Origin of the sequence: Paenarthrobacter sp. YAF11_1 (genome assembly GCF_052113445.1) — a bacterium.
Taxonomy (GTDB): Bacteria; Actinomycetota; Actinomycetes; order Actinomycetales; family Micrococcaceae; genus Arthrobacter.
In genome coordinates this window covers 496,467-522,756 of the sequence record NZ_JBFRDF010000001.1, presented here as the reverse complement: position 1 = coordinate 522,756, position 26,290 = coordinate 496,467, and the positions used below count along the sequence as shown (strand labels likewise).

The window sequence follows — 26,290 nt, the reverse complement described above, 5'->3', positions numbered from 1 at the left end:
CCAGTGGATGTGCCCGACCTCACCAGCCCGTCCGATGCCCTCAGGCGGTATGCGTAGGGCCGCTGGTGACTGGAGTCCCGTCGGGATCTTCCGTCCCGCCCAGGCGGACCACGCCGGAGGGAGTCAGCACTTCCCGCACGGGGCGGTCGAAGGCTTCGGCGGGAATCGAACCTGAAGGCAACAGGTCGTCGTCGTACACCACCGCAATGGTGGGCGGCCGCTGGCCGGCATCGTCGAGCCCATGGAGGAGCCGGTCGTAGTAGCCGCCGCCCTGCCCGATCCGGTTGCCATCCATGTCCACCGCTGTGGCGGGCATGAAGATCCCCGCGGCGCCGGCCACCACCTGGCTTTCAAGCCGTTCGCCCTCGGGTTCGTCGATAGGGGCATATGAGGAGCGGACAAAAACTGTCGAGGGGGTCCAATAGACCCAACTCAGCTGCCGGCCGGGCTCGCACACGGGAAGGAGGATCCTGTGCCCGGCCTCGTGCAGGGAATGGATGAGCGGCATGGTGGGTGGCTCAAAGGCGACACCTACATAGACGGCAAAAGCGGCCGGGGGGTCGGAGGAAGCGGCAGCCGCCCATGACGTTCCATGCTGCGCGATCGACGCGCCGGCAGCGGCGATCTGCTCGGGGGAGAGAGCGCGCCTTTGGAGGCGCCGGCTGCTGCGGATGTCTTCCTTCGATGCCATGGGTGTCCGATCGTGAGGTTCGTCTGATGCCGGTGCGGCGACAGAAGCTGCCGTCCGGTCCACAGAAATGTTGTCCCGGCGCGGCGAGGGTTTAGCCGATGATGTATTCCTTCCGTTACATTAGTCCGGTGACTCTCGATAACAATGCTGTCCGTAAGGCCGTCATCCCCGCAGCGGGTCTTGGTACCCGTTTCCTGCCTGCAACAAAGGCGATGCCGAAGGAAATGCTGCCCGTGGTTGACAAGCCAGCCATCCAGTATGTCGTCGAAGAAGCGGTCAAGGTTGGCCTGCACGACGTCCTGATGATTACGGGGCGCAGCAAGCGCGCCCTGGAGGATCATTTCGACCGTGTGCCGGCGCTGGAAGCGACGTTGGCCGAAAAGGGCGATACCGCCAAGCTTGAGGCCATCCAATCCGCCACCAACCTCGGTGACATCCACTACGTCCGCCAGGGCGACCCCAACGGCCTGGGCCACGCGGTCCTTCGTGCAAAGCAGCACGTTGGGCACGAACCTTTTGCCGTACTCCTCGGCGATGACCTGATCGACGCCCGCGATAACCTCCTGAGCGACATGATCGCCGTTCAGCAGAAGACCGGCGGTTCCGTGGTTGCCCTGATCGAGGTGGAGCCCTCCAAGATCAGCGCCTATGGTTGCGCCGACGTCGAGGAGATCGGCGAGGACGGCTACGTCCGCATCAAGCAGCTCGTGGAAAAGCCTTCTCCCGAAGAGGCACCGTCCAACCTTGCCGTGATCGGCCGCTACGTGCTGCACCCGGCAGTGTTCGATGTTCTCGAGAAGACTGAGCCGGGCCGTGGCGGCGAGATCCAGTTGACCGACGCCCTTGAGGTGCTGGCAGCCGGCGAAGGTGAAGGCTACGGCGTGTATGGCGTTGTTTTCCGGGGCCGTCGCTACGACACCGGTGACAAACTCAGTTACCTCAAGGCCTGCATCGAGTTGGCCTGCGAACGCGAGGACCTCGGTCCTGAACTGCGTGAGTGGCTGCCGACTTTCACTGCCTCGCTTCCCAAGTAACCTCAGGATGTACGGCTCTGCGATCTGGCCGGTGACGCTGGAGAGCGGAGACCTGTTTCTTCGCCCTATCCGATACCGCGACAAGCGGGAGTGGTCTGACGTCCGTTCGCGGAACAGTGATTGGCTTGCTCCCTGGGAGGCGTCCAACCCGGCCCCGGGTGGTCGCCTGCCCAGTTATCGGCAGATGGTGGGCTCGCTGAACAACCAAGCCCGACAGTCCACGGCATTGCCATTCCTCATTGTCGAGCGCACCCCTGGATTCAGAGACCCGCTCATCGTGGGCCAATTGACTGTTTCTTCCATCATTTGGGGATCGGCCATGATGGCCACACTGGGATACTGGGTCGATAAGGACCGGGCAGGGCACGGTATTGCTCCGACGGCGGTTGCCATGGCAACGGACCACTGCTTCAAGGTGTTGGGCCTTCATCGCATGGAGATCAACATCAGGCCCGAAAACACCCCCAGTCTGAGGGTCGTGGAGAAGCTTGGATTCCGTGATGAGGGGTATCGGGAACGGTACCTGCACATCAACGGCGAATGGGCTGACCACCGGTCCTTTGCCCTGACATCGGATGAGGTCCCAGAGGGCCTGCTGCGTCGGTGGCTCAGGGGATAAACGGGCAGGTCATGGGGCATTTTGTCCGTATATCCAGTCATTTGCGGACTCGACGACGACACACCGGCCGCAATGCCGCCGCCCCCGGTGATTTGCTTCTACGGTTTTGAATGTGGACTTCCCTCTCAGCAGCTCAGTGATACTCGTAGTCACTGTTGCGCTGTGGATGGTCTGGGTGGCGCCCTACGTTCTCCGGAACAGGCGTCAACAAGTCCAAACGGCCGCTGTTCCAGCAGCGGCAATCGACGACGAACCAGACGAACCGCAGGCAGGGGTGGTACTGACTTTGGCACCTCAGCAGGAGAAACCGATGGAGACCATGCACAGCAAAGCACCGGCGTCGCCCCAGGAATCCCACGTGGCTGAGCCGTCCCAGCGGAAAGCGCCCACCACTCCGTTCACCATCCGCTATGCCCGGCTCACTTTGGCCCTGGCAGGCCTTGCCTTGCTGGTGACAGCGGCCATTTCGGGCATCTTTCTCATCTTTGGTTCCGGGTCAATCTGGATGCCGCTGGTGTCCTTCATCGGTGCGGTGTTCGCCGTCGTAACGTTGCGGAAGCTCGCTCTCAGGGATCTTCGCGAACGCCGGGCACGCCGTGCGGCACAGGCAGCCCCCATCCCGACGCCAGCACGTTACTTGCCGAAGGAACCGGCAGTGGAAGCGAAGGAAACCACGGTTTTCGACGCCGAAGCCACCAGCCGTGAAGCTGCGCGCCTATCCGCTGTTGAGCTTCGCCAGGCTGCTTTGGCGGTTGCCGTTGCCGCAGGGGATACATCGGCGCAAGCATCCCAAGACTCCAAAGGTTCAAGCTGGGAGCCTGTCGCAGTTCCCAAGCCCACATATGTTGAAGCCGCTAAAGCTTCAAGGCCGGCCCCTGAACCGCTGGACCTCCCTGAGGCTCCCAAACCGGTGGGCAAGCCCGTCCTGAAGCAAGGTGCTGAGCAGGCCGAGGCCACTGCTGCGGTCTCCGCTAAGGGGCAGAGCGCGCTCAGCAACCTGGACGACGTACTGCAGCGCCGCCGCGCCTAGACACGCATGGCCAGTATCTGCGTCGCGGGCGGTACCGGCCAGGTAGGTCGCGAGGTTGTCCGGCTTGCTCTGGATGCGGGTCATACGGTGACCTCTTTGTCACGCCACGCGCCGCCTCCCGGCTCGGAGAAGCACCACGACGGCGCCACCTACGTAGCGGGCGACGTCACCACGGGAGAAGGGCTGGCGGCCTCACTGGAGGGCGCCGACGTCGTGATTGACTGCCTTGAAGGTCAGTTCGGCAAAGCCCAACGAAAATTCGCCGACGGCGGTGCCCGGCTTCTTGCCTCTGCTCACAGTGCGGGGGTGGGCAGGGCGGTGGCATTGTCCATCATCAACTGCGATCTGAGCACGTACTCGTATTACGTCTCGAAGGCCGGGAAAGAGCGGAAGTACTCTGCTTCTCCTCTGGAGACCGTGGTGGTTCGCGCAACACAGTTTCACGGCCTGGTAGCAATGATCTTCGCTGCCGGGGCCAAGGTGCGCCTCATTCCCGTCTTCAAGCGCGCAAAATTCCAGACCATTTCGCCGGTTGACGTTGCAGGGGCACTGCTGGAGGCTGCCCTGGAAAGCACCGGCCCTGAACGTCATCGCCTGCGCACGGTGGGCGGTCCGGAAGTGCTCACCATGCGGCAGATGGCGGAGTCGTGGCAGGCCGTTACCGGCGCGCGGGGCAAGATAGTGGAGGTGCCGTTGCCCGGCGCGATGGGTGCCTTCCTGCGATCCGGCAACAACCTGATCCCGGGGCAAAAGGATGGGGTGGAGACGTTCGTGTCGTGGTTGGAAAAGCGCCGGGAAAGTTTGTAGCCTAGGGACACTGGCCGGACGGTTACGGATTGGTCCAGGGGCTATAGCTCAGTTGGTAGAGCGCTTCGTTCGCATCGAAGAGGTCAGGAGTTCGAATCTCCTTAGCTCCACATTTGGTGGTGTTTCTTGTCCTGGCCGCTGTGACGAATAAGCGCTTTCGCAGCACTTTGTTTGTTAGGGCTCGGGCATTCCCTGCTGACACTAAACCCTACAACTGTAGGGTTTAGTGTCAGCAGTACAAGAAGGAAATGACTGTCGCGGAGGTCGGGGACAGGCTCGGCATTACTCGCGCCTCAGTTCATGACCTGCTCGGCTCTGGCCAGTTGATGGCCATTGGCCGCGCTGGCCGCTTGTTACTCATCGATCGATCGTCGGTCGAGCGCCTGGCCATGGCCGGCACCAGACGTGGCCGCGCGTGGACGGCCAAGACGGCCTGGGCTGCAATGGCGCTGCTCTCTGGTCAGAACCCCACTTGGATCAGCGCGTCGGAGAAGTCCCGGTTGAAGAGTCGACTGCGGGAGCTGGACGCCGACGCCGTTCGTGTTCTCGCCCGGAACAAGGACAATACCCACCGCTACAGGGCGACTCCGGACGGGCTGGCCGCACTCAAGGACCACCTGATCCCAAGTGGTGCCTCGGCAATGCGTGAGGAATCCATTGCAGGCACGTTCGGGATGGCCGGCGGGAGCGGGACTGCCGAAGGCTATGTCATGAGCGGCGACGTATCTGCCCTCGCGGACGCGTTCGGCCTGGTTGAAGATCCCGACGGCAACGCCATCATTCATGAAGTCGCTTTGGATGAAACCCTTCGTCGACGGCCGGGCGCCGCTGGCAGCGATCGCGGTGGACCTCATGGACTCACTGGCAACCCGCGAACGCAGCGCCGGAAAACGCGTCATCAACGAACTGCTCCATGCCTGAAGCTGAACTGGACGCCGCCGCCGAAACGGCCCATGACCGCGGGACGTGGGACGTGCCCGTACCTCCGGGAGGCTGGGGAACTCCATGGCCACAATGCGTGGAACTGGCCCGGGCGCTGCCGTCCAGCCAATGGACGTTGGTCGGTGGGCTTATGGTGCAGTTACACGCTGCGGCCGCTGGTCTTGCCGTCTCCCGGCCAACAGCGGATGTCGCCATCGTGCTGCAGATCGAGACCGGCGCGGCGACGACGGCTACAGTCAGTGCGGTACTGAGCGGGCTCGGGTACACCTTGGAGAAATCCATCTCTCATAACGCCCCAGCCCACGGTTTCCTCCGCGGCGAGCAGCAGATCGACGTGATGGTGGCTGACCACTTGGCCCCGGCGAAGATCCCGACGCTCGGCGGTAGGAAACCATTCCAGGTATCTGGCGGCACGCAGGCGCTGCAGCGAACTCTGAACTGCCGGATGACCGTCGACGACGAAGCCGACCCAGTACTGTCAAATAACTATGGTCAGAAAAGCCCGGCCATTGTTATTTGACGCAAGGGCCAAGCGCGGACTATCTGCCCTGCGCTGCCACCAGTTGATGAAAGTATGTGGTCAAGGCATACCGACCGTTGTCACTCAGGGGCTCTCGCGGCCAGAAGGCGCTGATGGCATCTAACCTGCGAACTCAAAGTCGATGGTGATTTTGGGATCGATGCTTGCGATGATTCCGGAGTAGAACTCCCTGGTCTGTTCCTGAAGTGCTGGAACGTTCTGGGCGATGTACTTCTGCTTGTTCTCGTCACTTAGGATGTTGTTGATCATGCGAGTCTGAACGGCTGGCGGTGTCAGCCAGCTGAGCGCGTTGCTGCTCTCTAAGGGATCCTCAAATACGGGATCTTGGAAGCCTATGCCAATGAATTCGGGGACAGTCACCCGGTACGACTCTGGGCCGGTGGGTTCGATCTTCACCTGTGACCCATCAATGCCTAATTTTGCGTCGAACTTGTACTGGAGCAAAGTTGTTTTCTCGCTCGCGGGTACGGCCACTCCAAAAATCTCTCCATTGCTTTCGTGCCTCGCGACACCCTCGATGTGAAGGGTGAGCAATGCGATCTCTTGCACACGCGTGACGGCCTGAACCACCTGCGAATCGCGTTCGTTCGAGCTGCTGGAAAACAGTGAATTGAGAGCGAGAGCGTTGAGCCCACCGAATGCGAAAGAGGCGCCTGTTGCCGAGACAATAATCGCGGCGAGCAGTAGGACAGGCCAAAGCAGAACTCTTGCTTTGAAAAAGTTCTTGATTGCCTTGAAGAAATACATGTCGATTCAGTCTCCAGTTTCGTGCGACGTCGAAACGCCCACGGAATTCAGCGATGGGGAACGGCTAAAGAGGTCGCCGTATCAAGTCACCTCGAACCATATACGCCAGCGGGATCTGCCCTATCATGGCGCCCCCTCGGCTCCTGAAATATGAAGCATCGCGCCGAAGCGCATAGCAGGGAGTCACAGGTGATTCGTCGCCGTAGTCCGGGGTAAACCCCGTGAGCAATCGCTGAGATGTGTTCTCCTCGGGAAGAGGTCAGGAGTTCGAATCTCCTTAGCTCCACATTTGGCCCCTGGCTATCGGGCCCGGCAAGTAGTGGATCCTTCAAGCACAAGCAAAAGACGAGTACCAACTACTCGTGTGCCTGAACCAGGGATCATCTTTACTGAACCCAGCGGATCCCACGCAACGGCCAATGATCCCCCTCGTTCGCCGGAGCTGCCCCAAGGTTCCGCGGCTGGGGCCGGACGGCATCACCCAGAAGTGCTGTCCGGCCCTGCGCTAAAGGTCCTTTCCGCGGCGCCGTGGCATCGGCGAGGATGGTGATCATCGCCCGTCCCGCGACGAAGGAACTGTCTCGATGAGCAAACACCTCATCTCCTTTCCGTCTTCTTCCGGAGCAGCCCCGCCTCGAGCCCGTCGTTGTTCCGGAACCGCGTGGGGGTATATCGTTAACTATCGTTTAGTATCGTTCGCGATTGATTGAGGTGAGCTTGATGCACAATTCATTCCCTGCAAACGGATTCATGGGCAACAACCTGGACGGCATGTGGCAAGCCGTTGAGGAGTTCCGTTCCCGGTTCGAAAAACGTTCCGGAACCCGAGCGGGCCGCGGTGAGCTGCGATCGGCGATTCTTGCCCTGCTGGCCGAGCGTCCCATGCACGGCTACCAGATCATCCATGAAATCGAACAGCGCAGCGGAGGAAGCTGGAAGCCGAGCGCCGGCTCCGTCTATCCCACCCTGCAGCTGTTGGCAGACGAAGGTTTCGTCAGCGCGGAAGAATCCAACGGGCGCAAGATCTACTCCCTGACCGAAGCAGGCCGTGAGGATGTGGCTGGTTCTGAAACGTCCGCGCCATGGGACTCCCTGGGAACGTCGTCGAGCCCGGGGTTCGCTGCACTGCCCAAGGCAGGTGTGGACCTGGCTCAGGCTGCGGCGCAGGTCGGCCGCACCGGAACACCCAAGCAAGTGCAGGAGGCTGTGACAGTGCTTGAGGACGCCCGCCGTCGCCTCTACTCGATCCTCGCCCAGGACTGAAGGGGTGACGTCGATTCGACGTGAGCGGGCTGATTCCCTGAGGGGAGCCGGGGACCCCCGTGCCCGTTATCGTCGAATCCTGCGATTCGCCGCATGGCACTTGGCGGTGACCTGGTGGTTTGAGCTGTTCCTGCCCAGAGTGGGCCTGCGCAGGCTGACAGAACGGAACCGCGCCAACAGAATGCGGCGCTTCGCCCGGCGGTTTCATGGCCTCGCGGTGGAGCTCGGCGGGCTCATGATCAAGGTGGGCCAGTTCATGTCGTCCAGGCTTGATGTGCTCCCGCCGGAAATTACCTCGGAGCTGGAGGGGTTGCAGGACGAAGTTCCGCCTGTCCCTTTTCCCGCCATCCGGGCGCTTGCCGAGGCCGAACTTGGTGCTCCCTTGGAGGCAGTGTTTGCTTCGGTCGAGGAGACTCCCATCGCGGCGGCTTCACTGGGACAAGCGCATCGGGCAAAACTCCTCTCCGGTAACGCCGAGGACACAGGGCTCAGCAGCGTGGTGTTCAAGGTGCAGCGGCCCGGCATCGCCGAAATAGTAGACGTCGACGTCGCTGCCTTGCGGAAAGTGGGAGGCTGGCTCAGCCGCATCCGCCTGGTTTCGAATCGTGCGGACGTCCCTGCGCTGATCAAGGAATTCGCGCAGACCAGCCTCGAGGAAATCGACTACTTGAATGAAGCGGCCAATTCAGAGCGGTTTGCTGCTGACTTCGCCGCTGACGCCCGGGTGACCGTTCCAGCGGTGGTTTGGGAGCGGACCACCCGCCGTGTGCTCACCCTCGAAGATGTCACGGCCATCAAGATTACGGACGCGGATTCGCTTCGCCTGGCCGGCATAGACCCGGCCGAGGTGGCACCGGTCTTCGCCTCGGTGATGTTTGACCAGTTGTTCACCAACGGTTTCTTCCACGCCGATCCCCACCCCGGCAATATCTTCGTTACACCGGTCAATGATCCCTCCAGTGAACATCCGTGGAAACTGACGTTCATTGACTTCGGCATGATGGGCGAGGTTCCGGTGAAGACGCGCAGCGGCCTCCGGAAGCTCCTGATTGCCGCTGCCTCTCGTGACGGCAAGGGACTGGTGACCGCAATCAGCGATGTAGGGGTGCTGATGCAGTCGGCCGATACCGCGGAGCTTGAGCGGGCAATGACGCAGCTCTTTGCGCGTTTCGGTGGCATGGGCTTCGCCGAGCTTCGCGATGTCGACCCACGGGAGTTCCGTGAATTCGGCACTGAATTCGGCAGCGTGATCCGCTCTCTGCCCTTCCAACTGCCCGAGAATTTCCTGCTCATTATCAGGGCCATGTCCCTGACGTCGGGTGTGTGCAGTTCTCTGGATGCCCGCTTCAACCTGTGGGACTCGGTGGAACCATATGCGGCGCAACTTCTGCGTGACGAGCGCGACAACCTGATCAACGATGTCGCGTCCCAGACTGTCGAAGCCGCCGCCATCGCCCTTCGCCTGCCCAAGAGGCTGGACGGGCTGGTCTCGAAACTGGAAGAAGGATCCCTCCAAGTGGGCAACCGGCGCCTGGAGCGGCAGATGGCGAGTCTCATCCTCACAGCGCGACGGGCAGTGGCGGCGCTGATTTTCGCCGCACTGCTGATCGCCGGAGCCGTTTTGCGGACGGATGATCCCGGACTTGGCAATGTACTGATGATCGGCTCAGCGGTCCCGTTGCTCTATGGCCTGTGGTCGGGGCGGCGTCAGTCCTGAGAACAACCGCCGGCTCCGGCTACCGCCGTAGACTTTCCTTGTGACAGAGACTCCCGCTCCGCGTTCCGAGGCCTCCACCAGTGCGGCCGGCCCCATTCTGGTTGGCGTCATGCCGGGGCAGCACCCAGTAGTCCTCGAACAAGCAGCGACTGTGGCGGCCAGTGCCGGGCTGCCTCTGGTGTGCGCCTACGCAGACGTCACGGTGTATCCGGTGGACGGCAGCACGGCAGGGCCGGCAGCGCCGATCGATCCGGACGGCATTGATGCGGATCTTCACACGATCCCCGAATCGCTGGCGCAAACCCTTCATGACCACTTGGACGGCAACGGCGTTGAATGGTCTCTGGTCCATCTGGCCGGGGAACCCGCCCGCGCTTTGGCCCGTGAGGCTGAGGACATTGGAGCGTCCATGATCGTGGTGGGTACCCGGGAGCACAAACTGGCTGCCGCCTTGAAGGAACTGACGGCAGGCTCGGTGGCGCGCCACCTGTTCCACCGCCAGGTCCGGCCGGTGCTCGTTGTTCCCGTCAATCCCAGGGTCCCCATTGACGATGACGACGACTGAGGCCAAAAACCCCGTTCACCTCCATTGGGGTTTCATTGCGATCGTGGCAGCCGGCGGGGTGTTCGGGGCACTCGCACGGTACGGTCTGGGGCTGGTCATCCCTGCGCCCGGAGCGTGGCCGCTTCCCACCCTGGTCATCAACCTTTCGGGTGCCTTGGCGTTGGGCGCGCTGTTGGAGGGACTTTCACGCGGGGGGCCCGACGTCGGCAATCGCCGGGTCCTGCGGCTCGCCTTGGGCACGGGGTTCCTGGGCGCCTACACCACCTACAGCACACTGGCCTTGGACGCGGTGCATCTGTTTACCGCTGGAGCGGCCACAGCCGCTGCGGGGTACCTCGCTGCGAGCTTACTGGGTGGGGCCGCCGCTACCACCGCGGGAATCTGGCTGGGTGCCTGGCATCACCGGCGCGCAACCGGACGACGCTCGTGACAGTCATCCTTCTTGCTCTGGCCGGTGGGGTGGGTGCGGCAGTGCGGTTTGTGGTGGACGGGTTCGTCCGGGCGCGGCTCAGGACTGCCTTCCCATGGGGGACCGTCACCATCAACGTCTCCGGCTCACTGTTACTGGGTTTCCTGGCAGGCCTGATCATGCGCGGCCAGGCACCGGAGTCCTTGATGCTCATCCTCGGTACCGGATTCCTGGGCGGCTACACCACCTTCAGCACCGCAAGCCTTGAGACCATCCGGCTCGTTCAAAGCGGGCGTACAGCATTGGCAGTCATCAATGGGTTGGGGACCATGGCCGTGAGCGTCATGGCGGCTGCTGCGGGTGTGTGGATCAGTCTCCTGCTGCCCTGAGCAGTGGCGAATCTCACCACCGGAACTGGCATTCTCCGCCTGTAGGATCGAGCCATGGCTAAGAAGACTTTCAATGAGCTGTTGTCCGCCCAGGTTGCGAATGAGTTTGCGGCCTCCCAGCAATACATCGCAGTAGCTGTGTACTTTGATGGCGAAGACTTGCCGCAGCTCGCCCGGCACTTCTACCGCCAATCCCTCGAGGAGCGCAACCACGCCATGATGATGGTCCAGTACATGCTGGACCGCAATGTGCACGTGGAGATCCCGGGCATCGCCCCTGTTCGCAACAACTTTTCCAACGCCAAGGAACCCATCGCGTTGGCCCTGGAGCAGGAAAAGGAAGTCACCCGCAACATCGAAGAGATGTTCCGTGTTGCCCGCGCCGAGGGAGATGCCTTGGGCGAGCAGTTCATGCTGTGGTTCCTGAAGGAGCAGGTTGAGGAAGTTGCTTCCATGACCACGCTGCTCAACATCACGGAACGGGCCGAGAACCTCTTCGACATCGAGAACTACGTCGCCCGCGAAACGGTCGGCGACGGCGGAAACGATGCCAGCGCACCGTCCGCAGCTGGCGGCGTCATCTAGGGCCGGATCCACATCATTCCTGTGGCCGTCGGAAGCTTAGCTTCCGGCGGCCTCTTTACTGTGCAGAGCACTGTCCACGCCATCGTGGTGCTCCACCCGCCCCAAGAGGGACAAACGACTCGCTATCCGCGCCAAGTCCACGGGCAAAACCGGTGGAACCGGTGAAACGCTGCCGGATGCGTCGATGTCCCATTCCAATGGGCCCTCGCCGATCAGGAACAGCGTGATGTCCTGGTCGTGCAGGACGTCCACCACATTGCTGAACCGCTGCCATGAGGGCGCGGATGCCGAGTCCCTTACTGCAGGAGAGGGAACGTCGTCGATCACCCACGTTCCATAGGTCTCCGCCAACACCAGGAAGTCCGCTGTTGAGGTGAGCCCGCCGCAGAGCTCCTCGAAACCGACCCAGAGCACCTCGGGGTCGGAATTCCTGACCACCATCGGCTGGGTTGTCGGCTGCAAAACGCGGCCCTGGGATGGTGCCGGCCGGAAGAGGCCGAGGCGCCCCAGCTGTGCGGGCGTGCCGGGGGAGACGATTCGACCTGAGCGGAACGCAGCGAACCCCTCGGCAGGAGCAGTTCCAGCGGCCGGAAAACGGCGGAAATCCGTAGTGCCCTCGATCTCCACGATGTCCATCATCTCTTTGATCGCCTCGATGGTGGGCAGGAAATGCTCGTGCCAGAGGGGATTGGGCAGGAGGTCGTCCGGGGCGTAGTTCGATGTCACTACCAGGGGGATGCGGCGCTGCGCAGCAGATCGCAACAACCGGGCAATGAACATGCCATCGCCAACATCATGGACATGGAACTCGTCGAAAAACAGCACCTCGATGCCATCCAGCAACGCATCCACAGACTGCTGGATGGCAGTTCCGCTGCCGGCCTCGACGCCGTGGGTTCCCGCATGGAGCCTGCGGAAGAAGTCGTGGAAGTGGACACGACGTTTCCGCGCGTCAAGCCGCGCGCAGAAGCTGTCCATCAGCCACGTCTTGCCGCGGCCCACCGGCCCGTGGAAGTAGAGGCTGCGCGGCGTCTTGCGGGAAAGTGCACGACGACGGCCCGTCAGTTGGGCGCCGAAGGCCGCCAACCTCTCGGCTGCTTGCCGCTGACTGGGCTCAAGAGCAAAACCCGCCCGTCCGGCGTCGTGCTCCATACCCGCCAGCAAACCGCGGACAGCGTCCCGCGCAGAGCGGGGAACAGGCCTCGGGAGAGGCGTCACAGCCAGCCTTTGCGCTTGAAAATGAGGTACATGAGCAGGGCTGCACCGAACATCAGCCCCACCGCCAGGGGATAACCGAAGTCCCAATGCAGCTCAGGCATATGGTCGAAGTTCATCCCGTACACGCCTGCCACGAATGAGGGTGCAAAGAGGATGGCAGCCCAGGAGGAGATCTTCTTGACTTGCTCGTTCTGCGCGGCGCTGGCCTCGTTCTGGCGGTTTGCAGTCAGAGTGCCATCCAGGGTGAGCGCGTTCTGCAGGAGGTCCCTGAAGGAGTTCACCCTGGAGATGACGCGCTGAACGTGGTCCTCGACGTCGCGGAGGGAGCGCTGCAACTCAATGTCCACGCCATATTTTTCGAAACCCTTTTCCAACAGCGCCATCATGTTCGGGAGGGGCTGGATGGCCCGCTGGAACTGGATCACTTCACGGGCAAGCTCGTAGATGCGGCGCGACACGGCGCTGTCGCCGCTGAAGAGTTGGTCTTCGATTTCGTCGATGTCGTTCTCAAGACCCGCCACTACCGGCGCGTAGTCATCCACCACCTGGTCCAGGAGCGCGTAGAGCACCGCTTCAGGTCCGTGGCAGAGGAGGTCCGGACGTGTCTCCAGCCGGTGGCGGACCCGGGCCACCCCACCGGTTTCAGCGTGCCGGATGGTCACCACAAAGTTCGGTCCGGTGAAGATGTGCAGTTCGCCGAACTCCACCGTCTCGGTTTCATCAAGGTATCTGGCGGGGCGGAGGACAGTGAACAGGTTGTGGTCGTACCGCTCAAGCTTGGGCCGCTGATGTGCCGAAACGGCGTCCTCCACGGCGAGTTCGTGGAGACCGAATTCCTGGGCGACGGCGGCCATCTCGTCCTTCGTCGGCCGGTACAGGCCGATCCAGGCCATGCCGCCGTGTTCGGCCAGGGTCTCAAACGTTTGCTCAAGGCTGTGCGGTGTGGCTGTGCGGACACCGTCTACGTATACGGCGTTGTCAATGATGGTCACTGGGAGAACGCTACTGTATTGCTCCGATGATGGCGCCCGCAATGGTCATGGCAACGAGGTCGTGGCCCGAATCAATAACAGTTACAGCGGTGGGTCGGCCCGCGAAGCCATTGTGGATGACGTGGCCGCCGGCACGGATCACCAAGGCCAGGATCAAAGCGAAGAATCCGCCGGCCCAGAAAGTGTTGAGTTCCAGCGCGCTGATGAGGACAGCGAGGAGGATGCTGGTCAGGGCTGCTGCCACCATCATGGGAACCCAGATACCGGCGCCGCCCTCAATGTTTTTGAGGTCGTCTTCGGTCTTGTTGATCGCTTGCATCCACCGGCGTCCAAAGACGGCGGGCATGTACCAGACGAAACCGATGACCATGCTTGAAACGAAGGCCAGAAGTACAGCGAACCAGTTGATCTGGGAGATGTGTGAGAGCCAATCCATTCCTGAAATCCTAGTCTGTTCGGGCCTGTGACCCGGGGCTCTGGCTCTCCTGCCTTGGCCGTGTTGGTGTTGCAGACATCCTTTCGATGAGTGGTTCAGTCCGGTACGGGATGTGCGTATGCAGGGCCAGCACAGTTTCCGTCCGGATCACGCCTTTGGTGCGCAGGACAGATCGCAGCGCCGACTGCAGGTTGTGGGTGTCGGTTGCCACTACCCGGCACCACAGATCGCCGCGGCCAGAGATTTCGTGGACCTCCAGGACTTGGGGGATCAGGCGCAGCGCGCCTATGACGCCGTCGAGTTCGCGGTGGGTGACTTCAATCGTCACGAAAGCGACGACGTCGTACCCCACCTTTTCGAGATCTACCTCCCGTCCGGCGGCGTGCAGCACCCCGGACCGCAGAAGGCGCTTGACCCGGCTCTGGGCAGTGTTGCGCGCAATGCCCAAGGTGTCGCTCAACTCGGCGATCTGGATGCGGGGATCTTTGATGAGTTCCAGGAGGATCTTCAGGTCCATGGGGTCGAGGGTGTTCAAATGGTCACTCCAGCTCACTTGGCTCGTTCGAGTTTGAGTCTTTTGCTCAATTCTCAAACTATTGCAGCATGTTCAGATCAACTCTGCTGCATTCTGTTGCCACCAATACTTAGCCGGACTGCGCTTCCCACAAGGAACCAACCAGGCCGGCCACCGAGCCCGAAGGCATGGATATGACTGTCTTGAGCGAACTCCGCATGCGTCCGGTTACCGCCGACCGCTGGGGATGGGATGCCTCCACCACCGCCAGGCTGGTCTTGACCGGCGTCGTCATCTTTACGCTGCTGGTGGGTGCCAACCTGGCCACTCCGTTGTATCCCTTGCTGCAGGCCAAACTCGGTATGACATCGGTGGACGTGACAGTGGCTTTCTCCAGCTATGTCCTTGCACTGGTGGGTGTCCTCATGGTGGCAGGCCACTGGTCGGACCACATTGGGCGTCGGGCGGCGCTGGTGTTGGCTGTCCTGGTCGGTTTGGTGGGTGGTGTGATCTTCGCGAACGCGGACACGCTGGTTGCCTTGTCCTTGGGGAGGGCACTCCAGGGGGTGGCAGTGGGGCTGGCGACTGGAGCAAGTTCAGCGGCTTTGCGTGAACTGTTGCCCCAGCGCCCCGAGTGGGCCTCCCGATTCACTTTGCTCTCCTCGGCAGGTGGTGTTGCAGCGGGTCCCGCAATTGGTGGGCTCTTGTCGCTGTTGCCTGACCCCACGCGGACCCCGTACTACCTCCACTCGGCGGTGTTGCTCGCCGCGCTGGTTCCCTTGTGGCTTTTGAAAGCCAGGCCGGCGATTGCCCCGGCAGAAGGCCCGAAGCCGTTGAAGGTCCTTGCTCCCAGGAAGCCGTCCATCTCCCGGGACGCCCGCGGAGCATTCTGGATGGCCGCGGCCACCGGGTTCCTGAGCTTCGCAGTCTTCGGCTTCTGCCTGTCACTGGCCCCAGGGTACTTCGCCAGTGTGGTCCACGCAGACTCGCGGCCGCTGATCGGCTTGCTGGCAGGAGTCACCTTGGGCGCCTCGGCACTGAGCCAGCTTTTGGGTACCCGTGGCCGCTTTGTCGTCCCCGTGGCCTTGGCGGTCCTGGGCGTCTCGGTTGTTTTGGTGGGCGCTGCGGCCGCATGGTCAAGCCCGTGGTTGCTGGTGGCCGCGAGCATCACGGCAGGCATGGGTCAAGGCATAGCGTTCCGGCAGGTCTTCAATGAAGTTGCCGGAAAGGTTGAGGCTTCCCGCCACGCCCAGGTCATCAGTACCGTCTACGTCATCACGTACCTGGGAAGCGCCGTACCGGTGATCGGGCTGGGACTGGCTGTCTCGGCACTCGGGCTGCAGGCCGCCGTCGTGGGTTTCACGGCCCTGTGCGGCGTTGCGGCGCTGACGCTCGCGGCCATCTCACTGCGGAGCGCAGTGCGTTCCTGACCTGAGCCGCTCCTTCGTTTTATTCCGGCAGCGGCCCGCGGTTGCCCGGTATGTGCTGGAAGACCATGGTGGTTTCCGTGTGGCCTACCACCGGATCCGTGGCGAGGTTGTCCAGGAGCCAATTGCGGAGGTCGTCGGTATTGGCGACGGCGATGTGCAGCAAGTAGTCAACTGAACCGGTGGTGTGGAACGTGGAGATCACGGCCGGAAGCTTCGGAACGCGTGCCGTAAAACGGTCGATCTGATCGCGGTCGTGGGCGCGGAGACGGACGGCGATGAGGGCCTGGACGGAGCGGCCGATGGCCGGCAGGCTCAACACTGCCTCAAAGCCTTCGATGATTCCGCGTTCGGAAAGTGCCCTGGTCCGCATGAGGGCCGTGGAGGGGGCGATCCCCACAAGCTCCGCCAATTGCTTGTTGGAGATCCTGGCATCATCCACCAACGCTGCGAGGATTCGTTCATCGATCGCGTCCAGCGGCTCAGCGCTGCCCGCGCCTGACCGAACATTCTTCGTGGGGTTGCTCACGGATCCTCCTGAAATTGCCTTCCATCCATCCTAATCCGTGAATTCTTCAGGTGACTATCGTTTTGCCCGTACACGGCGGACCAGTCGACGATCCAGTCGTTGGAGTGGCTCACTGAGCAGCATCAGGAGCAGGGGCCAGTTGCCTGCACCCGGAATGGCAACGGCCAGAAGCAAGGCCGCCAGGAAGAGCCCGGAAACGATGCCACTTGCTCGAATTCCTGACACCGATTCCGCATCATCCATGGTGTGGAGGTCGGGGTGGGACCGCAGGTAGGCGCGTGCCAGGAGGAGCATGAGGCTGGTGGCAAACAGGGTGCCGATGTAGATCAGCGGCTGGGCCCAGTCAGAGGGCATCTGGGTGGAGAGCGATGTGGCCACCGGCATCACCACGATGGTGAACATCCAGGCCACCGTCAGCCACAACAGGCCCGGGTCAACGTGCTTGACGCTGCGGAAGAGCTTGTGATGGTGCACCCAGAACACGGCAATGAGGACAAAGCTCAGCACGAAGCCGAGCAAAGCGTACTGTTCTTCGGCCAACCATTCGGCCGTGGTGCCGTTGTGGTCTGCCAGCTCACCCACGCTCTCCATCAGCGGAAGGATCAACAACGTCAAAGCAATCGCCACCACGGCATCCGTAAACGCCTGCAAACGCTCCGGTGACGACAGTTCCCGGCTTTTCGTGACCTGTGTCATGCCTCCGATTCTAGGGGCAGGCGGCCGGAAATCAGCGGGGTTGGCGTGGCGTGCGGTGCACCATCAAGGTGACTGCCGCCGTCGTGCATGAAAGGACGATGACGCTCAACGCCAAAGCCGGCCAGCCAAACGCCTGGAAGGCCAAACCGCCGGCCCAGCCGATCACGCTGGACCCCAGGTAGTAGGACAGGTTGTACAGGGATGCCGCCTGTGCCCTGCCCGTGGTGGCGATGGCCCCCGTCCAGCCTGAACCAACGCTGTGGGCGGCGAAGAAACCGCCTGTGAAAATCACGAGCCCGGCGAGGGTGGCTGCCAGGTTCTCCACCAAGGTCAGCGCCAGCCCCGCGGACATGATGGCAATTCCGGCCACCAGGACGTTGCGCCTGCCAAACCTCGTAGTCAGCCCTGCGGCCCACCGAGAGCTGACAGTGCCGGACAAATACGCGAGGAAGATCAGGCTAACCACAGTGGCTGGGAGCCCGAACGGCTCGGCGTGCAGTCGAAAGCCCAGGTAGTTGTAGACCGCTACGAAGCCGCCCATGAGCAGGAAGGCCTGCAGGTACAGCGACACCAGTTTGGGGTTGCTCGAGTGTCCTTTCAACGTCTTGAGCGCGCCCCGGAATCCCAGTGCCGGGGCTGGACTGAAACGCCGCTGCTTGGGCACGAGTACCAGGAACAAGACAGCGGACACGGTGGCCAGCAAGGAGACAGCCAGGGCCGCCGCGCGCCAGCCCCAGAGCTCGCCCACGGGGCCGGCTACCAGGCGTCCGGCCAAGCCGCCCAACGTGGTCCCTGCTACATACGTCCCGGCCGCCAAGGCCGTATGGACCTTGGTCACTTCCTCGTTAAGGTACGCGATGGCTATGGCGGGGATTCCGCCCAAAGCCATGCCCTCCAACGTGCGCAGTGCCAGCAACATGGGCACAGTGGGTGCCAAAGGAACCAGCAACCCCAGCAGTGTTGCCACGGCGATGCCGATGGCCATGGCACGCACGCGGCCGATCCTGTCCGCCACGAACGACCACGGCAGGACGGTCATGGCGAGGCCTACGGTGGCGAGGGAAATGCTGAGTGCGGCCTCGGCAGCAGTGATCTTGAGGTCGTTGGCCATGAGGGGCAGGACAGCCTGCGTCGAGTACAGCTGGGCAAAGGTGGCTACCCCTGCAAGAGCCAGTGCTGCGAGAATCCGGCTGTAACCGCGGGAACCCTTGGCATGGCCGTCCCACGTTTCTGCGCTGCCGGTGGCGATGGTGTTGGTCACCCGGCAAGAGTAGGGCGCCATTGACTCAGCTTTCCAATGCATGGGTTGCCTACAATTGATGCATCAGAGCATGAATCTGCAAGCGGCGCCTTGACGGTGGGCTGCTGCCGAAGGGAGACCACCATGGAGCCGGACCACCACCAGCTCATTCAGTTACTTCCGCTCCTGCCTGTCCTTGCTGAACTTGGCCGCACGGAACACATGACCGAAACCGCGGAGATCCTTGGCGTCCCACAGTCGACGGTGAGCCGTGCGGTGGCGAGGGCCAGTGCGATCGTAGGGGCGGACCTGCTGATCCGCGACGGCCGAGGCATCCGGCTCACCCCGGAGGCCAGAACACTGCTGCCCTACATCGAAGCAGCGCTGGAGAATTTCCAGGCAGGGCTTGACAGGGTCAGGCATGAGTCGGACGTGGTGAGGGGCCGCATCGGCGTGTCTTTCCAACACACGTTCGGAGAGGCGACGCTTCCGCTGCTCATCAGCGCGTTTCGCGGGCTCCACCCCCATGCGGTCTTCGAACTCTGGCAAGGTCCCCGCGATGATTGCCTGCAGCAGTTGGCCAGCGGAGAGATGGACTTTGCGCTGACCGCACCCATTGCGCCCGAAGGCAAAGGCATCCGGTCCCTTCCCCTCTACCGGGAGCCACTCAGGGTGGTCCTGCACTACCGGCACCCCCTGGCCGTGCGGGCCAGTGTGCACCTTTCAGAATTGCGCCATGACCCCTACATCACGCTTCCAGCCGGGGTTGGCCTGCGGGCACTGGGCGAAGCACTCCTGCGTGAGGCCGGCTTCCGCCCGCGGATCGCTTTTGAAGTCCAGGAATCCACCTCGGCCCGCGGGCTGGTGTCGGCAGGCCTGGGCTTCAGCATCCTTCCGCCCGCGGGTCCCGGGTCAGGAACAGGCCAGTTCCTTCCCAAAGCCGAACTTGGACTGGTTGAGGTGGCCATCGAATCAGACCTGGCGTTCCGGCAGATCGGCCTCGCCTGGCGGGAGAGAAGCTTCGAACCGGATGCTGTGCGGCTCTTCCGTGAACTGGTGGTCGCCGAGGGCGGGGAACTGCTGGCCGAACTTGTCAGAGCCCGTTCAGGTACGCCCTGACCACGTCGGTGGCAGATCCTTGCCGCGCACGCTGCCAGCCGGTCCCCGCCCAGAGGTTCAGTCGCTGCGGATCGCCGGCCGCGGACGAGGCCGCCCTGACCGGTGCCGTGAGGTGGTGGATGGCAGGGTAGCCCTCGGGCGCATCCTGATGGTCACGGACGAAGTCGTTGACCAACGAGCGTGCCGAACGCCCGGTAAAGGCCCGCGTCATTGCGGTTTGCGTGAACGCAGGGTCACCAAAAGCATCCTTGTGCGCCTGCCGGGCGCCGCTTTCGTTGGTCCGAACCAGGGCGGTCCCGATTTGGGCCGCTGAGGCCCCGGACGCCAGCACCTCACGTAGTCCCCGGCTGTCCATGACGGCCCCTGCCGCGATCAGAGGAAGTCCGACGGCGGCACGCACCTGGGCGACCAGTTCCGCCGTCGTCCGGGCCGGGGTTCCGGCTCTCGGGGTTTCCGCTGCTGCCGGGGAGCCCGGCAGGAAGGCCGCCGTGTGCCCACCTGCAGAAGTGTGCTGGACGGCGAGGGCGTCCGGACCCTCTTCAGCGGCAGCCAAGGCCTCAGCGACGCTGGTCACGCTGGAAATAACGGTCGTTCCAGCCTTCTGCAGCGCGGTCACCACCTGTTTGCCCGGAAGGCCGAAAGCGAAGCTGACGAACTCTACCGGGTCCGCGAGGAGGGCGTCGATCTTTTCCTGCCAGGCGTCGTCGTCATCAAGGCGCAAGGGAGGCAGGGTCACGCCGTACCGGGCGGCCTCAGGCTCCAACTCTGTCCGGTAGGCCTCAAGCCGTGCCACTGCCTCCGGACCGGGAGGGAGCTGGCGTGGGTCGGGTACAAAAACGTTCATGCCGAATGGAATGCCGAGGGACCTGGCCGCTGCGATCTCGGCGCTCATGGACTCAGGGCTCTTGTAGCCGGCAGCGAGGAAACCCAGGCCACCACCCTCATGAACGGCCCGAACCAACGCCGGCGTTGACGTTCCGCCCGCCATGGGAGCAGCAATAAACGGTGTGTTGAACAGGGGATGTGGCATGGACAGTTTCTCCTCCGGACGCTCCAAGCTAGTCTTTCACGGTGAACAACCTTGACTCTGCCCAGCATTCCCCTGCCCCTTCTGAGGCCTTGAGTGGAACGGTCATTGGGCTCGATATCGGCGGCACCAAGACCCGTGGCGTGCGGTTCCAGAATGGCGCGCCCGTCCGTGATGAAAGCGCCGGAAGTTCCAACGTGCAGAACGTCAGCAGGGAACAGGCAGCAGCCAACCTCGCCGAACTGTTCGGCAAAATCGGCGGCGGCGAAATTGACGAAGTCTACGCAGGAGCCGGCGGGATCGATACTGCAGAAGATGCGCAGGCGCTCGCCGACCTGATCGCTCCTCATGCGCCCGGGGCCCGCATCACCGTGGTTCATGATTCCCGCCTGTTGTTGGCAGCCGGCGGCGCGAGTGCGGGCGTTGCGGTCATTGCCGGTACCGGCTCAGCTGCGTGGGGAAAGAACGACGCCGGGGAAGAGGCCCGGGCGGGTGGATGGGGCTACCTCCTGGGCGACGAAGGAAGTGGCTATTGGCTGGGGCGTGAAGCCGTTCGACACAGTCTGAGGCGAATGAACCAAGGTCTGGAGCCGGATGCGCTCAGCCGTGCCCTGCTGGACTCGTGCGGAGTTGATGAACCCGGCAAGCTGATTGCCATGTTCCACTCGCCGGACACAGGCCGCCGCTATTGGGCACAGCAGGCGAGGCTGGTTGTTGAAGCCGCCGACGCCGGAGACGACATCAGCAAAGCCATGGTGGAACAGGCTGGCAAGGACCTCGCTGACCTGGCCCGGCAAGCCGTTCGCCAGCTGGGAATGGATGGTCCGGTAATTCTCGGAAGCGGTCTTGGCATGAACGTCCCGTTGCTGCAGGAAGCGTTCAAGGCCAAGCTGGCTGAGGACGGGATTGTGGACGTCCGCATACTTCAGCAGGACCCTGTGTTCGGCGTGCCGCGGTTGGTGGCCGAGCAGCGCCGATAGTGGGAGTTTGTACAGCTGATGCCCCTAAAGAGCGGGTACGAGGGCATCAGCTATACAAAACCTTAGCCCCGGGTTCTCGGGCGCAGCTTGACTCCAGGGAGCGGGGGAGCGGGTATGCGGCCTGCTTCCGGCCCTGCGTCGGGCCCGTGGCCTTGGACGAAGCCGAAGCGTGAGGCGGCGGCAGCAGCGTCGTCGAGTAATCCCTCCGCCTCCCATTCCTCGCGGGCCTGTTCTACTTCTTCGTGGGTCCGCCCCACGAAGTTCCACCACATGAGCAGGTCTTCGCCGAACGGCTCGCCGCCCAGGAGCATGAAACGGGTGTCCGGCTCTGCTTCTACAGCCAGGCTGGTCCGGCCGGCACCGAGATAGGCCAGTGGTCCGGCCTCAATGTCCTGACCGTCAATCACCACGTGACCGTCCAGGACCAACACGGCGTGCTCGAAGTCCGGTCGCAAGGGGAGATCCAGGGACCCCGTGCCCGTGATGTCAACTCCGACAATCGGGCTGAACATGGTGGCGGGGGAGCGTTGACCGGCAAATTCGCCCACCATGACGGTGGCGGTAAAGCCGTGGCCAACAGCAACCGGCAGGTCCCGGACCTGTTCGAACGACGGCGCGCGGTGGCGATGCTCTTCGGGCAGCGCAACCCAAAGCTGCAAACCGCGGGAGATGGGGATTTCCTCCACCAGCGGGCTCGAGCCGGTCGCCGTGGTGGCGGGCAGGACGGAGAACTCGGAGTGCGAGATTCCGTGGCCCGCTGTCATGATGTTCAACTCACCGGGCCGGACCACCACATCGCTGCCAACGCTGTCGCGGTGCCGGACGGCGCCTTCGAGGGGCCACGTGACCGTTTGCAGCCCACTGTGCGGGTGGGGGAGGACGCTCATGGCCACCCTGTCGGGGCCGAAACTATCCAGGAAGCACCAGGCGCCCACGGTGGGCAGCCCGCGTTGGGGCAGCGTCCGGAAGACGTTCATGGCGCGGACGCCACCCAAGGGCACCTCACGTTCGGGCCATAGCTGAACGCAAGGCCCTTGACCTTCGTGGGCTGCCGGGCAGACCTCTTGCGCCGGGGAAGTATCAAGATTGGTCATGTGTTCACCACCTGTGCATAAATGTTGGAAATTGAGCTAATCTGTTCCGTGTGAACAACGCCCTCTTGAGCTACCACGACGCCGTCCTTTACCGTTCGGGTGAACCGTATCGTATACTCGCCGGAGCCATCCACTACTTCCGGGTCCACCCGGACCTGTGGCAGGACCGCCTGCGTCGTCTCAAGGCAATGGGGGCCAATACTGTTGACACTTATGTCGCCTGGAACTTCCACCAGCCTCAGCGGGATCAAGAACCGGACTTCAGCGGCTGGCGGGACTTGGGACGGTTCATTGACCTCGCAGCGGAAGAAGGCCTCGATGTCATTGTCCGGCCGGGGCCCTATATCTGTGCCGAATGGGACAACGGCGGCTTTCCCGCGTGGCTGACCGGAATTCCCGGCATTGGCCTGCGATGCATGGATCCGGTGTTCACTGCGGCGATCGAGGATTGGTTTGACCACCTCCTGCCGATCATCGCATCGCGCCAGGCCTCGGCCGGCGGGCCGGTGGTGGCCGTGCAGATCGAGAATGAATACGGCAGCTACGGCGACGATCACGAGTACATCCGGTGGAACCGGCGGGTCCTGGAGGAGCGTGGCATCACTGAACTGCTTTTCACGGCCGACGGCGGCAACGACTACTTCCTCGACGGCGGGTCGATCGAAGGGACATGGGCCACCGCAACGCTGGGAAGCCGGGGCGACGAAGCCATAGCCACCTGGCAACGACGACGGCCCGGAGAGCCGTTCTTCAACGTTGAGTTTTGGGGCGGCTGGTTCGACCACTGGGGTGAACTCCACCACCGCCGTGACGCCGATGATGCCGCCATGGAAGCACGCAAGATGCTTGACCTTGGCGGTTCACTCTGCGCCTACATGGCTCACGGCGGGACCAACTTCGGCCTCACTTCCGGCAGCAACCACGATGGCACCATGCTCCAGCCCACGGTCACCAGTTACGACTCCGACGCACCCATCGCGGAGAACGGCGCACTGACGTCCAAGTTCCACGCCTTCCGCAAAGAGTTCTTCCGTGCCCAGGGCATTGAAGATCTGCCCGAAGTCCCCGTGGAGTTGCTGGCTGACGCTCCCGTGTTACCGGCCCAATCACTGCCGCTGTCCGGCGGCCCCGAATTGCCGGGGCTTGTTCGAAATTCAGGAGTGGCCGTCAGCAGCGTCAAGCCACTCACTTTTGAACAACTGGGCCTCGACGCCGGCTTGGTCCTGTACAGCGCGGAAGCCATCCTGCCGGGACAACCAGGGCTGCCCACCGAAAGCCGGCTGAAGATCACCGGCCTTCACGACCGCGCCTATGTATGGGTGGAGGGCGACTTCGCCGGTGTACTGGATGATGTCACGGCTGCGGAAGGACTGGTTGTTACCGGCACAGGAGTTTCCGTCAGGATTGAAATTCTGGTGGAGAACCTGGGACGCATCAACTACGGGCCGCTGACGGGCCAGGGCAAGGGCATTCTGGGCGGCGTCCTCATCAACCAGCGCTATACGTTCCACTGGACGCAGACGCCAGTGGCGCTGACCGACTGGAAGCAGGAACAACTCGAAGGCCTGGCCGGAGCTGACTTCGAGATTGGCGAGCCGGCCGACACCTACATCGCGCTGCCGGATTCCGGGAAGGGCTTCGTCTGGCTCAACGGCTTCCTGCTGGGCAGGTACTGGGAGAAGGGGCCGCAAGTGACCCTCTACGTGCCCGCTCCGTTGCTTAAGTCCGGCAAGAACAGCATCAAGGTGCTGGAACTCGGGAAGCCGGGGACCGTCGTCGAACTTCGCGAGTCGCCCGATCTGGGACCTGTCGAAGCGGGGCCCATCGCGGCGGCCGAACTTCCGTAAGGGAGCTGGTCCAAGGAATTATGCTGGCTCCATGACCCTGCAGTTCGATACCCGCCCAGCCGCATACGCCGTCATTGTCCGGGACGGGAAGATCCTGCTGGCCTACTGGAAGCAGGACGGCAAGGAAGGGTGGACGCTGCCAGGGGGAGGCCTGGACCTTGCCGAACACCCCGTGGACGGCTGCAGGCGGGAAGTTTTCGAGGAAACCGGCTCGAAACTCAACCGGGTGTCAGTGGTTGATACAGCGCTGCGCCTGCACCGGGAGCGCCCGGCAGACGGGAAACCCAGCTAAGAACGGACCGCCAAGGGCTAGCCAAAGCTCCGCTCCTTGGTTACTCTAAACAACGTTGCCGGCTTTACAGTTGCCGGCCTTGATGCCGAGGAGGTGGATTTGATGATTGCAGCGACCTTGCGCGCCCCGCTCTCAGTTGCGGCGCGCCGTCATCAGCCCATCATTCCTGTCCCGGCATCAGCCTGCCAGAGCTAGGCGGCCGGGCCTCACCAGAGGCTTCCCTTGAATTCCTTCGCTTCTTCAAGCAACCCTTCCAATAGTTCCACCCTGCAACTCCGTGGCCCCGTGGAGTACGGCTTCACCGAGGCAACTGCTGAACTCTTCCACGCCAACTCCTTGCCCCACGCCCAGGAAACTGCCCGCCCGGGCAGGGTGGTCCGCCTTGACCGGAACCGTGTACTGGTGGCTTCGGCCGACGGGCTGCTCCATCTGCCCTACCCCTCCCATTCTTCACACGGGATGGTGCCGGCTACCGGAGACTGGGTATGGCTTGGGCACAACAACGCGGGCGAGCCCGCCGTCGTCGAGGTTTTGCCTCGTCGTTCCGCGCTCAGCCGCAAGCGCGCCTTTGAGGCCTCCTCCGAGGAGCAGATCCTGGGCAGCAACATCGATATCGTCGCCGTGGTGGTGCCCGTGGACCGGCCGCTGACCCACAACCGTCTTGAGCGGACCTTGGTTGCCGCCTGGGACTCCGGTGCCACGCCGCTGGTGGTCATCACCAAAGCGGATCTGGCCGACCTGGCCGACGACGTAGTGGGGGAGGTCATCCTTCAGGCATCGGGCGTGGAGGTGGTTACCACCTCAGCGGAACACGGAGACGGACTCGACGAACTCATGCAGCACATCCCGTCCGGCTCCACACTTGTCCTCTTGGGACCCTCCGGTGCGGGGAAATCAACGCTCATCAACGCGCTCGCGGGACGTCAGGTGCAGCAGACGGGCGAGGTCCGGGCCGGTGACGGCAAGGGCAAGCACACCACTACGTCGCGGGAACTGGTGCCCCTGGCCGGCGGCGCTGTACTGATGGACACCCCGGGAGTCCGCGGGTTCGGCCTGTTTGACGCCGATGACGGCATGGAGGAAATGTTCGGCGATCTGGAAGAACTTTTCACCCGATGCCGCTTCGCCGACTGCGCACACCAGGCCGAGCCGGGATGTGCGGTCCAGGAGGCGCTCGCAGAAGAAACACTCGATCCCCGGCGGTGGGCGAGCTACCTGAAATTGCAACGTGAGCTGGCTGCCCTGGCCAGGAAACATGATGCCGCAGCCCGCCGCGCCTACCAGCGTGAGTGGCACCAGAAGGTGGTGTCGGCCGAAAGGGGCCAACGCGCGGCTGAACGGTACAGACACGACCAAGCCGAGGAGCGGGCCGGGAAAGGCAGCAAACGACGGAAGCGCTGAACATTGCCGATTCATTACGGAAAACGTGGCGGCGCTGACATCGCCCGCGGTGCTGGCTAGTCTGGGTGAAGATTGCTTTGCAGCCAAGTAATAAGAGTGCATATGATCGTGTGGCTCTACCGATGTTCTCGACCACAGA

30 protein-coding genes and 1 tRNA gene are annotated in these 26,290 nt (G+C 62.8%); 19 read left to right on the top strand and 12 right to left on the bottom strand.

The window, feature by feature from the left end; translation table 11 throughout:
• Positions 1 to 40 precede the first annotated feature (40 nt).
• Complete coding sequence (locus tag AB4Y77_RS02595; RefSeq protein ID WP_311212864.1) at positions 41 to 691, bottom strand: 5-formyltetrahydrofolate cyclo-ligase; 651 nt, start codon at positions 689 to 691, stop codon at positions 41 to 43.
• 98 nt (positions 692 to 789) lie between these two features.
• On the opposite strand from AB4Y77_RS02595, the gene galU reads away from it, so the two are divergent.
• The 5 genes from galU to AB4Y77_RS02570 all read left to right on the top strand — a co-directional run bounded on the left by galU (position 790) and on the right by AB4Y77_RS02570 (position 4,291).
• Positions 790 to 1,725 carry a UTP--glucose-1-phosphate uridylyltransferase GalU gene (gene galU, locus AB4Y77_RS02590; RefSeq protein ID WP_198318245.1) on the top strand — a complete coding sequence of 312 codons (936 nt, stop codon included), beginning with the start codon at positions 790 to 792 and terminating at the stop codon, positions 1,723 to 1,725.
• A 7-nt stretch (positions 1,726 to 1,732) separates the two neighbouring features.
• Positions 1,733 to 2,344, top strand: a complete 612-nt coding sequence (locus AB4Y77_RS02585) for a GNAT family N-acetyltransferase (protein ID WP_442012888.1) — start codon at positions 1,733 to 1,735, stop codon at positions 2,342 to 2,344.
• 166 nt (positions 2,345 to 2,510) lie between these two features.
• On the top strand, positions 2,511 to 3,374 hold the full coding sequence (locus AB4Y77_RS02580) for a hypothetical protein (protein WP_442013051.1): 864 nt from the start codon (positions 2,511 to 2,513) through the stop codon (positions 3,372 to 3,374).
• Between the two features lie 6 nt (positions 3,375 to 3,380).
• Positions 3,381 to 4,181, top strand: a complete 801-nt coding sequence (locus AB4Y77_RS02575; RefSeq protein WP_442012887.1) for an SDR family oxidoreductase — start codon at positions 3,381 to 3,383, stop codon at positions 4,179 to 4,181.
• A gap of 37 nt (positions 4,182 to 4,218) precedes the next feature.
• Positions 4,219 to 4,291, top strand: a tRNA-Ala gene (locus tag AB4Y77_RS02570).
• Between the two features lie 243 nt (positions 4,292 to 4,534).
• On the opposite strand, the gene AB4Y77_RS02565 is transcribed toward AB4Y77_RS02570, so the two are convergent.
• A complete protein-coding gene (locus AB4Y77_RS02565; RefSeq protein ID WP_442012886.1) occupies positions 4,535 to 4,966 on the bottom strand; it encodes a hypothetical protein in 432 nt (143 codons plus the stop codon).
• Positions 4,967 to 4,979: 13 nt separating this feature from the next.
• On the opposite strand from AB4Y77_RS02565, the gene AB4Y77_RS02560 reads away from it, so the two are divergent.
• Both AB4Y77_RS02560 and AB4Y77_RS02555 read left to right on the top strand, forming a co-directional pair.
• On the top strand, positions 4,980 to 5,102 hold the full coding sequence (locus AB4Y77_RS02560) for a hypothetical protein (RefSeq protein WP_442012885.1): 123 nt from the start codon (positions 4,980 to 4,982) through the stop codon (positions 5,100 to 5,102).
• Positions 5,095 to 5,643, top strand: coding sequence for a hypothetical protein (locus AB4Y77_RS02555; RefSeq protein ID WP_442012884.1), 549 nt, complete (start codon positions 5,095 to 5,097; stop codon positions 5,641 to 5,643). Before AB4Y77_RS02560 ends, AB4Y77_RS02555 begins: the two co-directional genes overlap by 8 nt.
• A gap of 120 nt (positions 5,644 to 5,763) precedes the next feature.
• On the opposite strand, the gene AB4Y77_RS02550 is transcribed toward AB4Y77_RS02555, so the two are convergent.
• Positions 5,764 to 6,411, bottom strand: coding sequence for a hypothetical protein (locus AB4Y77_RS02550; protein WP_442012883.1), 648 nt, complete (start codon positions 6,409 to 6,411; stop codon positions 5,764 to 5,766).
• A 720-nt stretch (positions 6,412 to 7,131) separates the two neighbouring features.
• Here AB4Y77_RS02550 and AB4Y77_RS02545 point away from each other — a divergent pair.
• From AB4Y77_RS02545 to AB4Y77_RS02520, 6 genes are read left to right on the top strand one after another with little or no spacing between them, the layout of a single operon-like run.
• A complete protein-coding gene (locus AB4Y77_RS02545) occupies positions 7,132 to 7,674 on the top strand; it encodes a PadR family transcriptional regulator (protein ID WP_442012882.1) in 543 nt (180 codons plus the stop codon).
• A gap of 4 nt (positions 7,675 to 7,678) precedes the next feature.
• Positions 7,679 to 9,391 (top strand): ABC1 kinase family protein, encoded by a 1,713-nt coding sequence (locus AB4Y77_RS02540; RefSeq protein WP_442012881.1) that lies wholly within the window; start codon positions 7,679 to 7,681, stop codon positions 9,389 to 9,391.
• A gap of 40 nt (positions 9,392 to 9,431) precedes the next feature.
• Positions 9,432 to 9,956: a universal stress protein gene (locus tag AB4Y77_RS02535; RefSeq protein ID WP_311212859.1), complete on the top strand. Its 525-nt coding sequence runs from the start codon at positions 9,432 to 9,434 to the stop codon at positions 9,954 to 9,956.
• Positions 9,943 to 10,386, top strand: a complete 444-nt coding sequence (locus AB4Y77_RS02530; protein WP_311212858.1) for a fluoride efflux transporter FluC — start codon at positions 9,943 to 9,945, stop codon at positions 10,384 to 10,386. The genes AB4Y77_RS02535 and AB4Y77_RS02530 overlap by 14 nt, the downstream gene beginning before the upstream one ends.
• Positions 10,383 to 10,754: a fluoride efflux transporter CrcB gene (gene crcB / locus AB4Y77_RS02525; protein ID WP_311212857.1), complete on the top strand. Its 372-nt coding sequence runs from the start codon at positions 10,383 to 10,385 to the stop codon at positions 10,752 to 10,754. Before AB4Y77_RS02530 ends, crcB begins: the two co-directional genes overlap by 4 nt.
• Before the next feature lie 54 nt (positions 10,755 to 10,808).
• Positions 10,809 to 11,339 carry a ferritin gene (locus AB4Y77_RS02520; protein ID WP_311212856.1) on the top strand — a complete coding sequence of 177 codons (531 nt, stop codon included), beginning with the start codon at positions 10,809 to 10,811 and terminating at the stop codon, positions 11,337 to 11,339.
• A 36-nt stretch (positions 11,340 to 11,375) separates the two neighbouring features.
• Here AB4Y77_RS02520 and zapE read toward each other — a convergent pair whose 3' ends face one another.
• The 4 genes from zapE to AB4Y77_RS02500 are packed head-to-tail and all read right to left on the bottom strand — an operon-like array spanning position 11,376 to position 14,520.
• Positions 11,376 to 12,557, bottom strand: coding sequence for a cell division protein ZapE (gene zapE / locus AB4Y77_RS02515; protein ID WP_442012880.1), 1,182 nt, complete (start codon positions 12,555 to 12,557; stop codon positions 11,376 to 11,378).
• The gene (gene corA, locus AB4Y77_RS02510; protein WP_311212854.1) at positions 12,554 to 13,549 is read right to left on the bottom strand and encodes a magnesium/cobalt transporter CorA; all 996 of its coding nucleotides are present in this window, start codon (positions 13,547 to 13,549) and stop codon (positions 12,554 to 12,556) included. Before corA ends, zapE begins: the two co-directional genes overlap by 4 nt.
• 10 nt (positions 13,550 to 13,559) lie before the next feature.
• Positions 13,560 to 13,985, bottom strand: a complete 426-nt coding sequence (locus AB4Y77_RS02505) for a DUF1761 domain-containing protein (protein WP_442012879.1) — start codon at positions 13,983 to 13,985, stop codon at positions 13,560 to 13,562.
• Positions 13,986 to 13,995: 10 nt separating this feature from the next.
• On the bottom strand, positions 13,996 to 14,520 hold the full coding sequence (locus AB4Y77_RS02500; protein ID WP_311212852.1) for an Lrp/AsnC family transcriptional regulator: 525 nt from the start codon (positions 14,518 to 14,520) through the stop codon (positions 13,996 to 13,998).
• Positions 14,521 to 14,693: 173 nt separating this feature from the next.
• On the opposite strand from AB4Y77_RS02500, the gene AB4Y77_RS02495 reads away from it, so the two are divergent.
• Entirely contained in the window at positions 14,694 to 15,929 is a 1,236-nt protein-coding gene (locus tag AB4Y77_RS02495; RefSeq protein ID WP_311212851.1) for an MFS transporter, read from the top strand.
• Between the two features lie 19 nt (positions 15,930 to 15,948).
• Here the strand turns inward: AB4Y77_RS02495 and AB4Y77_RS02490 are convergent, their stop codons facing one another.
• Genes AB4Y77_RS02490 through AB4Y77_RS02480 form a run of 3 tightly spaced genes read right to left on the bottom strand, consistent with a single transcriptional unit; the run spans position 15,949 to position 18,433 of the window.
• The gene (locus tag AB4Y77_RS02490) at positions 15,949 to 16,455 is read right to left on the bottom strand and encodes an Lrp/AsnC family transcriptional regulator (protein WP_311212850.1); all 507 of its coding nucleotides are present in this window, start codon (positions 16,453 to 16,455) and stop codon (positions 15,949 to 15,951) included.
• 54 nt (positions 16,456 to 16,509) lie between these two features.
• Entirely contained in the window at positions 16,510 to 17,151 is a 642-nt protein-coding gene (locus AB4Y77_RS02485; RefSeq protein WP_311212849.1) for a TMEM175 family protein, read from the bottom strand.
• Between the two features lie 31 nt (positions 17,152 to 17,182).
• A complete protein-coding gene (locus AB4Y77_RS02480; RefSeq protein ID WP_396136298.1) occupies positions 17,183 to 18,433 on the bottom strand; it encodes an MFS transporter in 1,251 nt (416 codons plus the stop codon).
• A gap of 102 nt (positions 18,434 to 18,535) precedes the next feature.
• Between AB4Y77_RS02480 and AB4Y77_RS02475 the strand changes: the two genes are divergently transcribed.
• On the top strand, positions 18,536 to 19,510 hold the full coding sequence (locus AB4Y77_RS02475; protein ID WP_442012878.1) for a LysR substrate-binding domain-containing protein: 975 nt from the start codon (positions 18,536 to 18,538) through the stop codon (positions 19,508 to 19,510).
• Here the strand turns inward: AB4Y77_RS02475 and AB4Y77_RS02470 are convergent.
• Entirely contained in the window at positions 19,485 to 20,540 is a 1,056-nt protein-coding gene (locus AB4Y77_RS02470; RefSeq protein WP_442012877.1) for a nitronate monooxygenase, read from the bottom strand. The genes AB4Y77_RS02475 and AB4Y77_RS02470 overlap by 26 nt on opposite strands.
• A gap of 41 nt (positions 20,541 to 20,581) precedes the next feature.
• Here AB4Y77_RS02470 and AB4Y77_RS02465 point away from each other — a divergent pair, with 41 nt between their 5' ends.
• Positions 20,582 to 21,517 carry an N-acetylglucosamine kinase gene (locus AB4Y77_RS02465; protein WP_311212845.1) on the top strand — a complete coding sequence of 312 codons (936 nt, stop codon included), beginning with the start codon at positions 20,582 to 20,584 and terminating at the stop codon, positions 21,515 to 21,517.
• Between the two features lie 62 nt (positions 21,518 to 21,579).
• Here the strand turns inward: AB4Y77_RS02465 and AB4Y77_RS02460 are convergent, their stop codons facing one another.
• Positions 21,580 to 22,611: a pirin family protein gene (locus AB4Y77_RS02460; protein WP_442012876.1), complete on the bottom strand. Its 1,032-nt coding sequence runs from the start codon at positions 22,609 to 22,611 to the stop codon at positions 21,580 to 21,582.
• 50 nt (positions 22,612 to 22,661) lie between these two features.
• On the opposite strand from AB4Y77_RS02460, the gene AB4Y77_RS02455 reads away from it, so the two are divergent.
• From AB4Y77_RS02455 to rsgA, 3 genes are all read left to right on the top strand, one after another.
• Positions 22,662 to 24,458 carry a glycoside hydrolase family 35 protein gene (locus AB4Y77_RS02455; RefSeq protein ID WP_442012875.1) on the top strand — a complete coding sequence of 599 codons (1,797 nt, stop codon included), beginning with the start codon at positions 22,662 to 22,664 and terminating at the stop codon, positions 24,456 to 24,458.
• A 31-nt stretch (positions 24,459 to 24,489) separates the two neighbouring features.
• Entirely contained in the window at positions 24,490 to 24,750 is a 261-nt protein-coding gene (locus tag AB4Y77_RS02450) for an NUDIX hydrolase (RefSeq protein ID WP_442012874.1), read from the top strand.
• A gap of 222 nt (positions 24,751 to 24,972) precedes the next feature.
• Entirely contained in the window at positions 24,973 to 26,151 is a 1,179-nt protein-coding gene (rsgA, locus tag AB4Y77_RS02445) for a ribosome small subunit-dependent GTPase A (RefSeq protein WP_442012873.1), read from the top strand.
• Positions 26,152 to 26,290 lie beyond the last annotated feature (139 nt).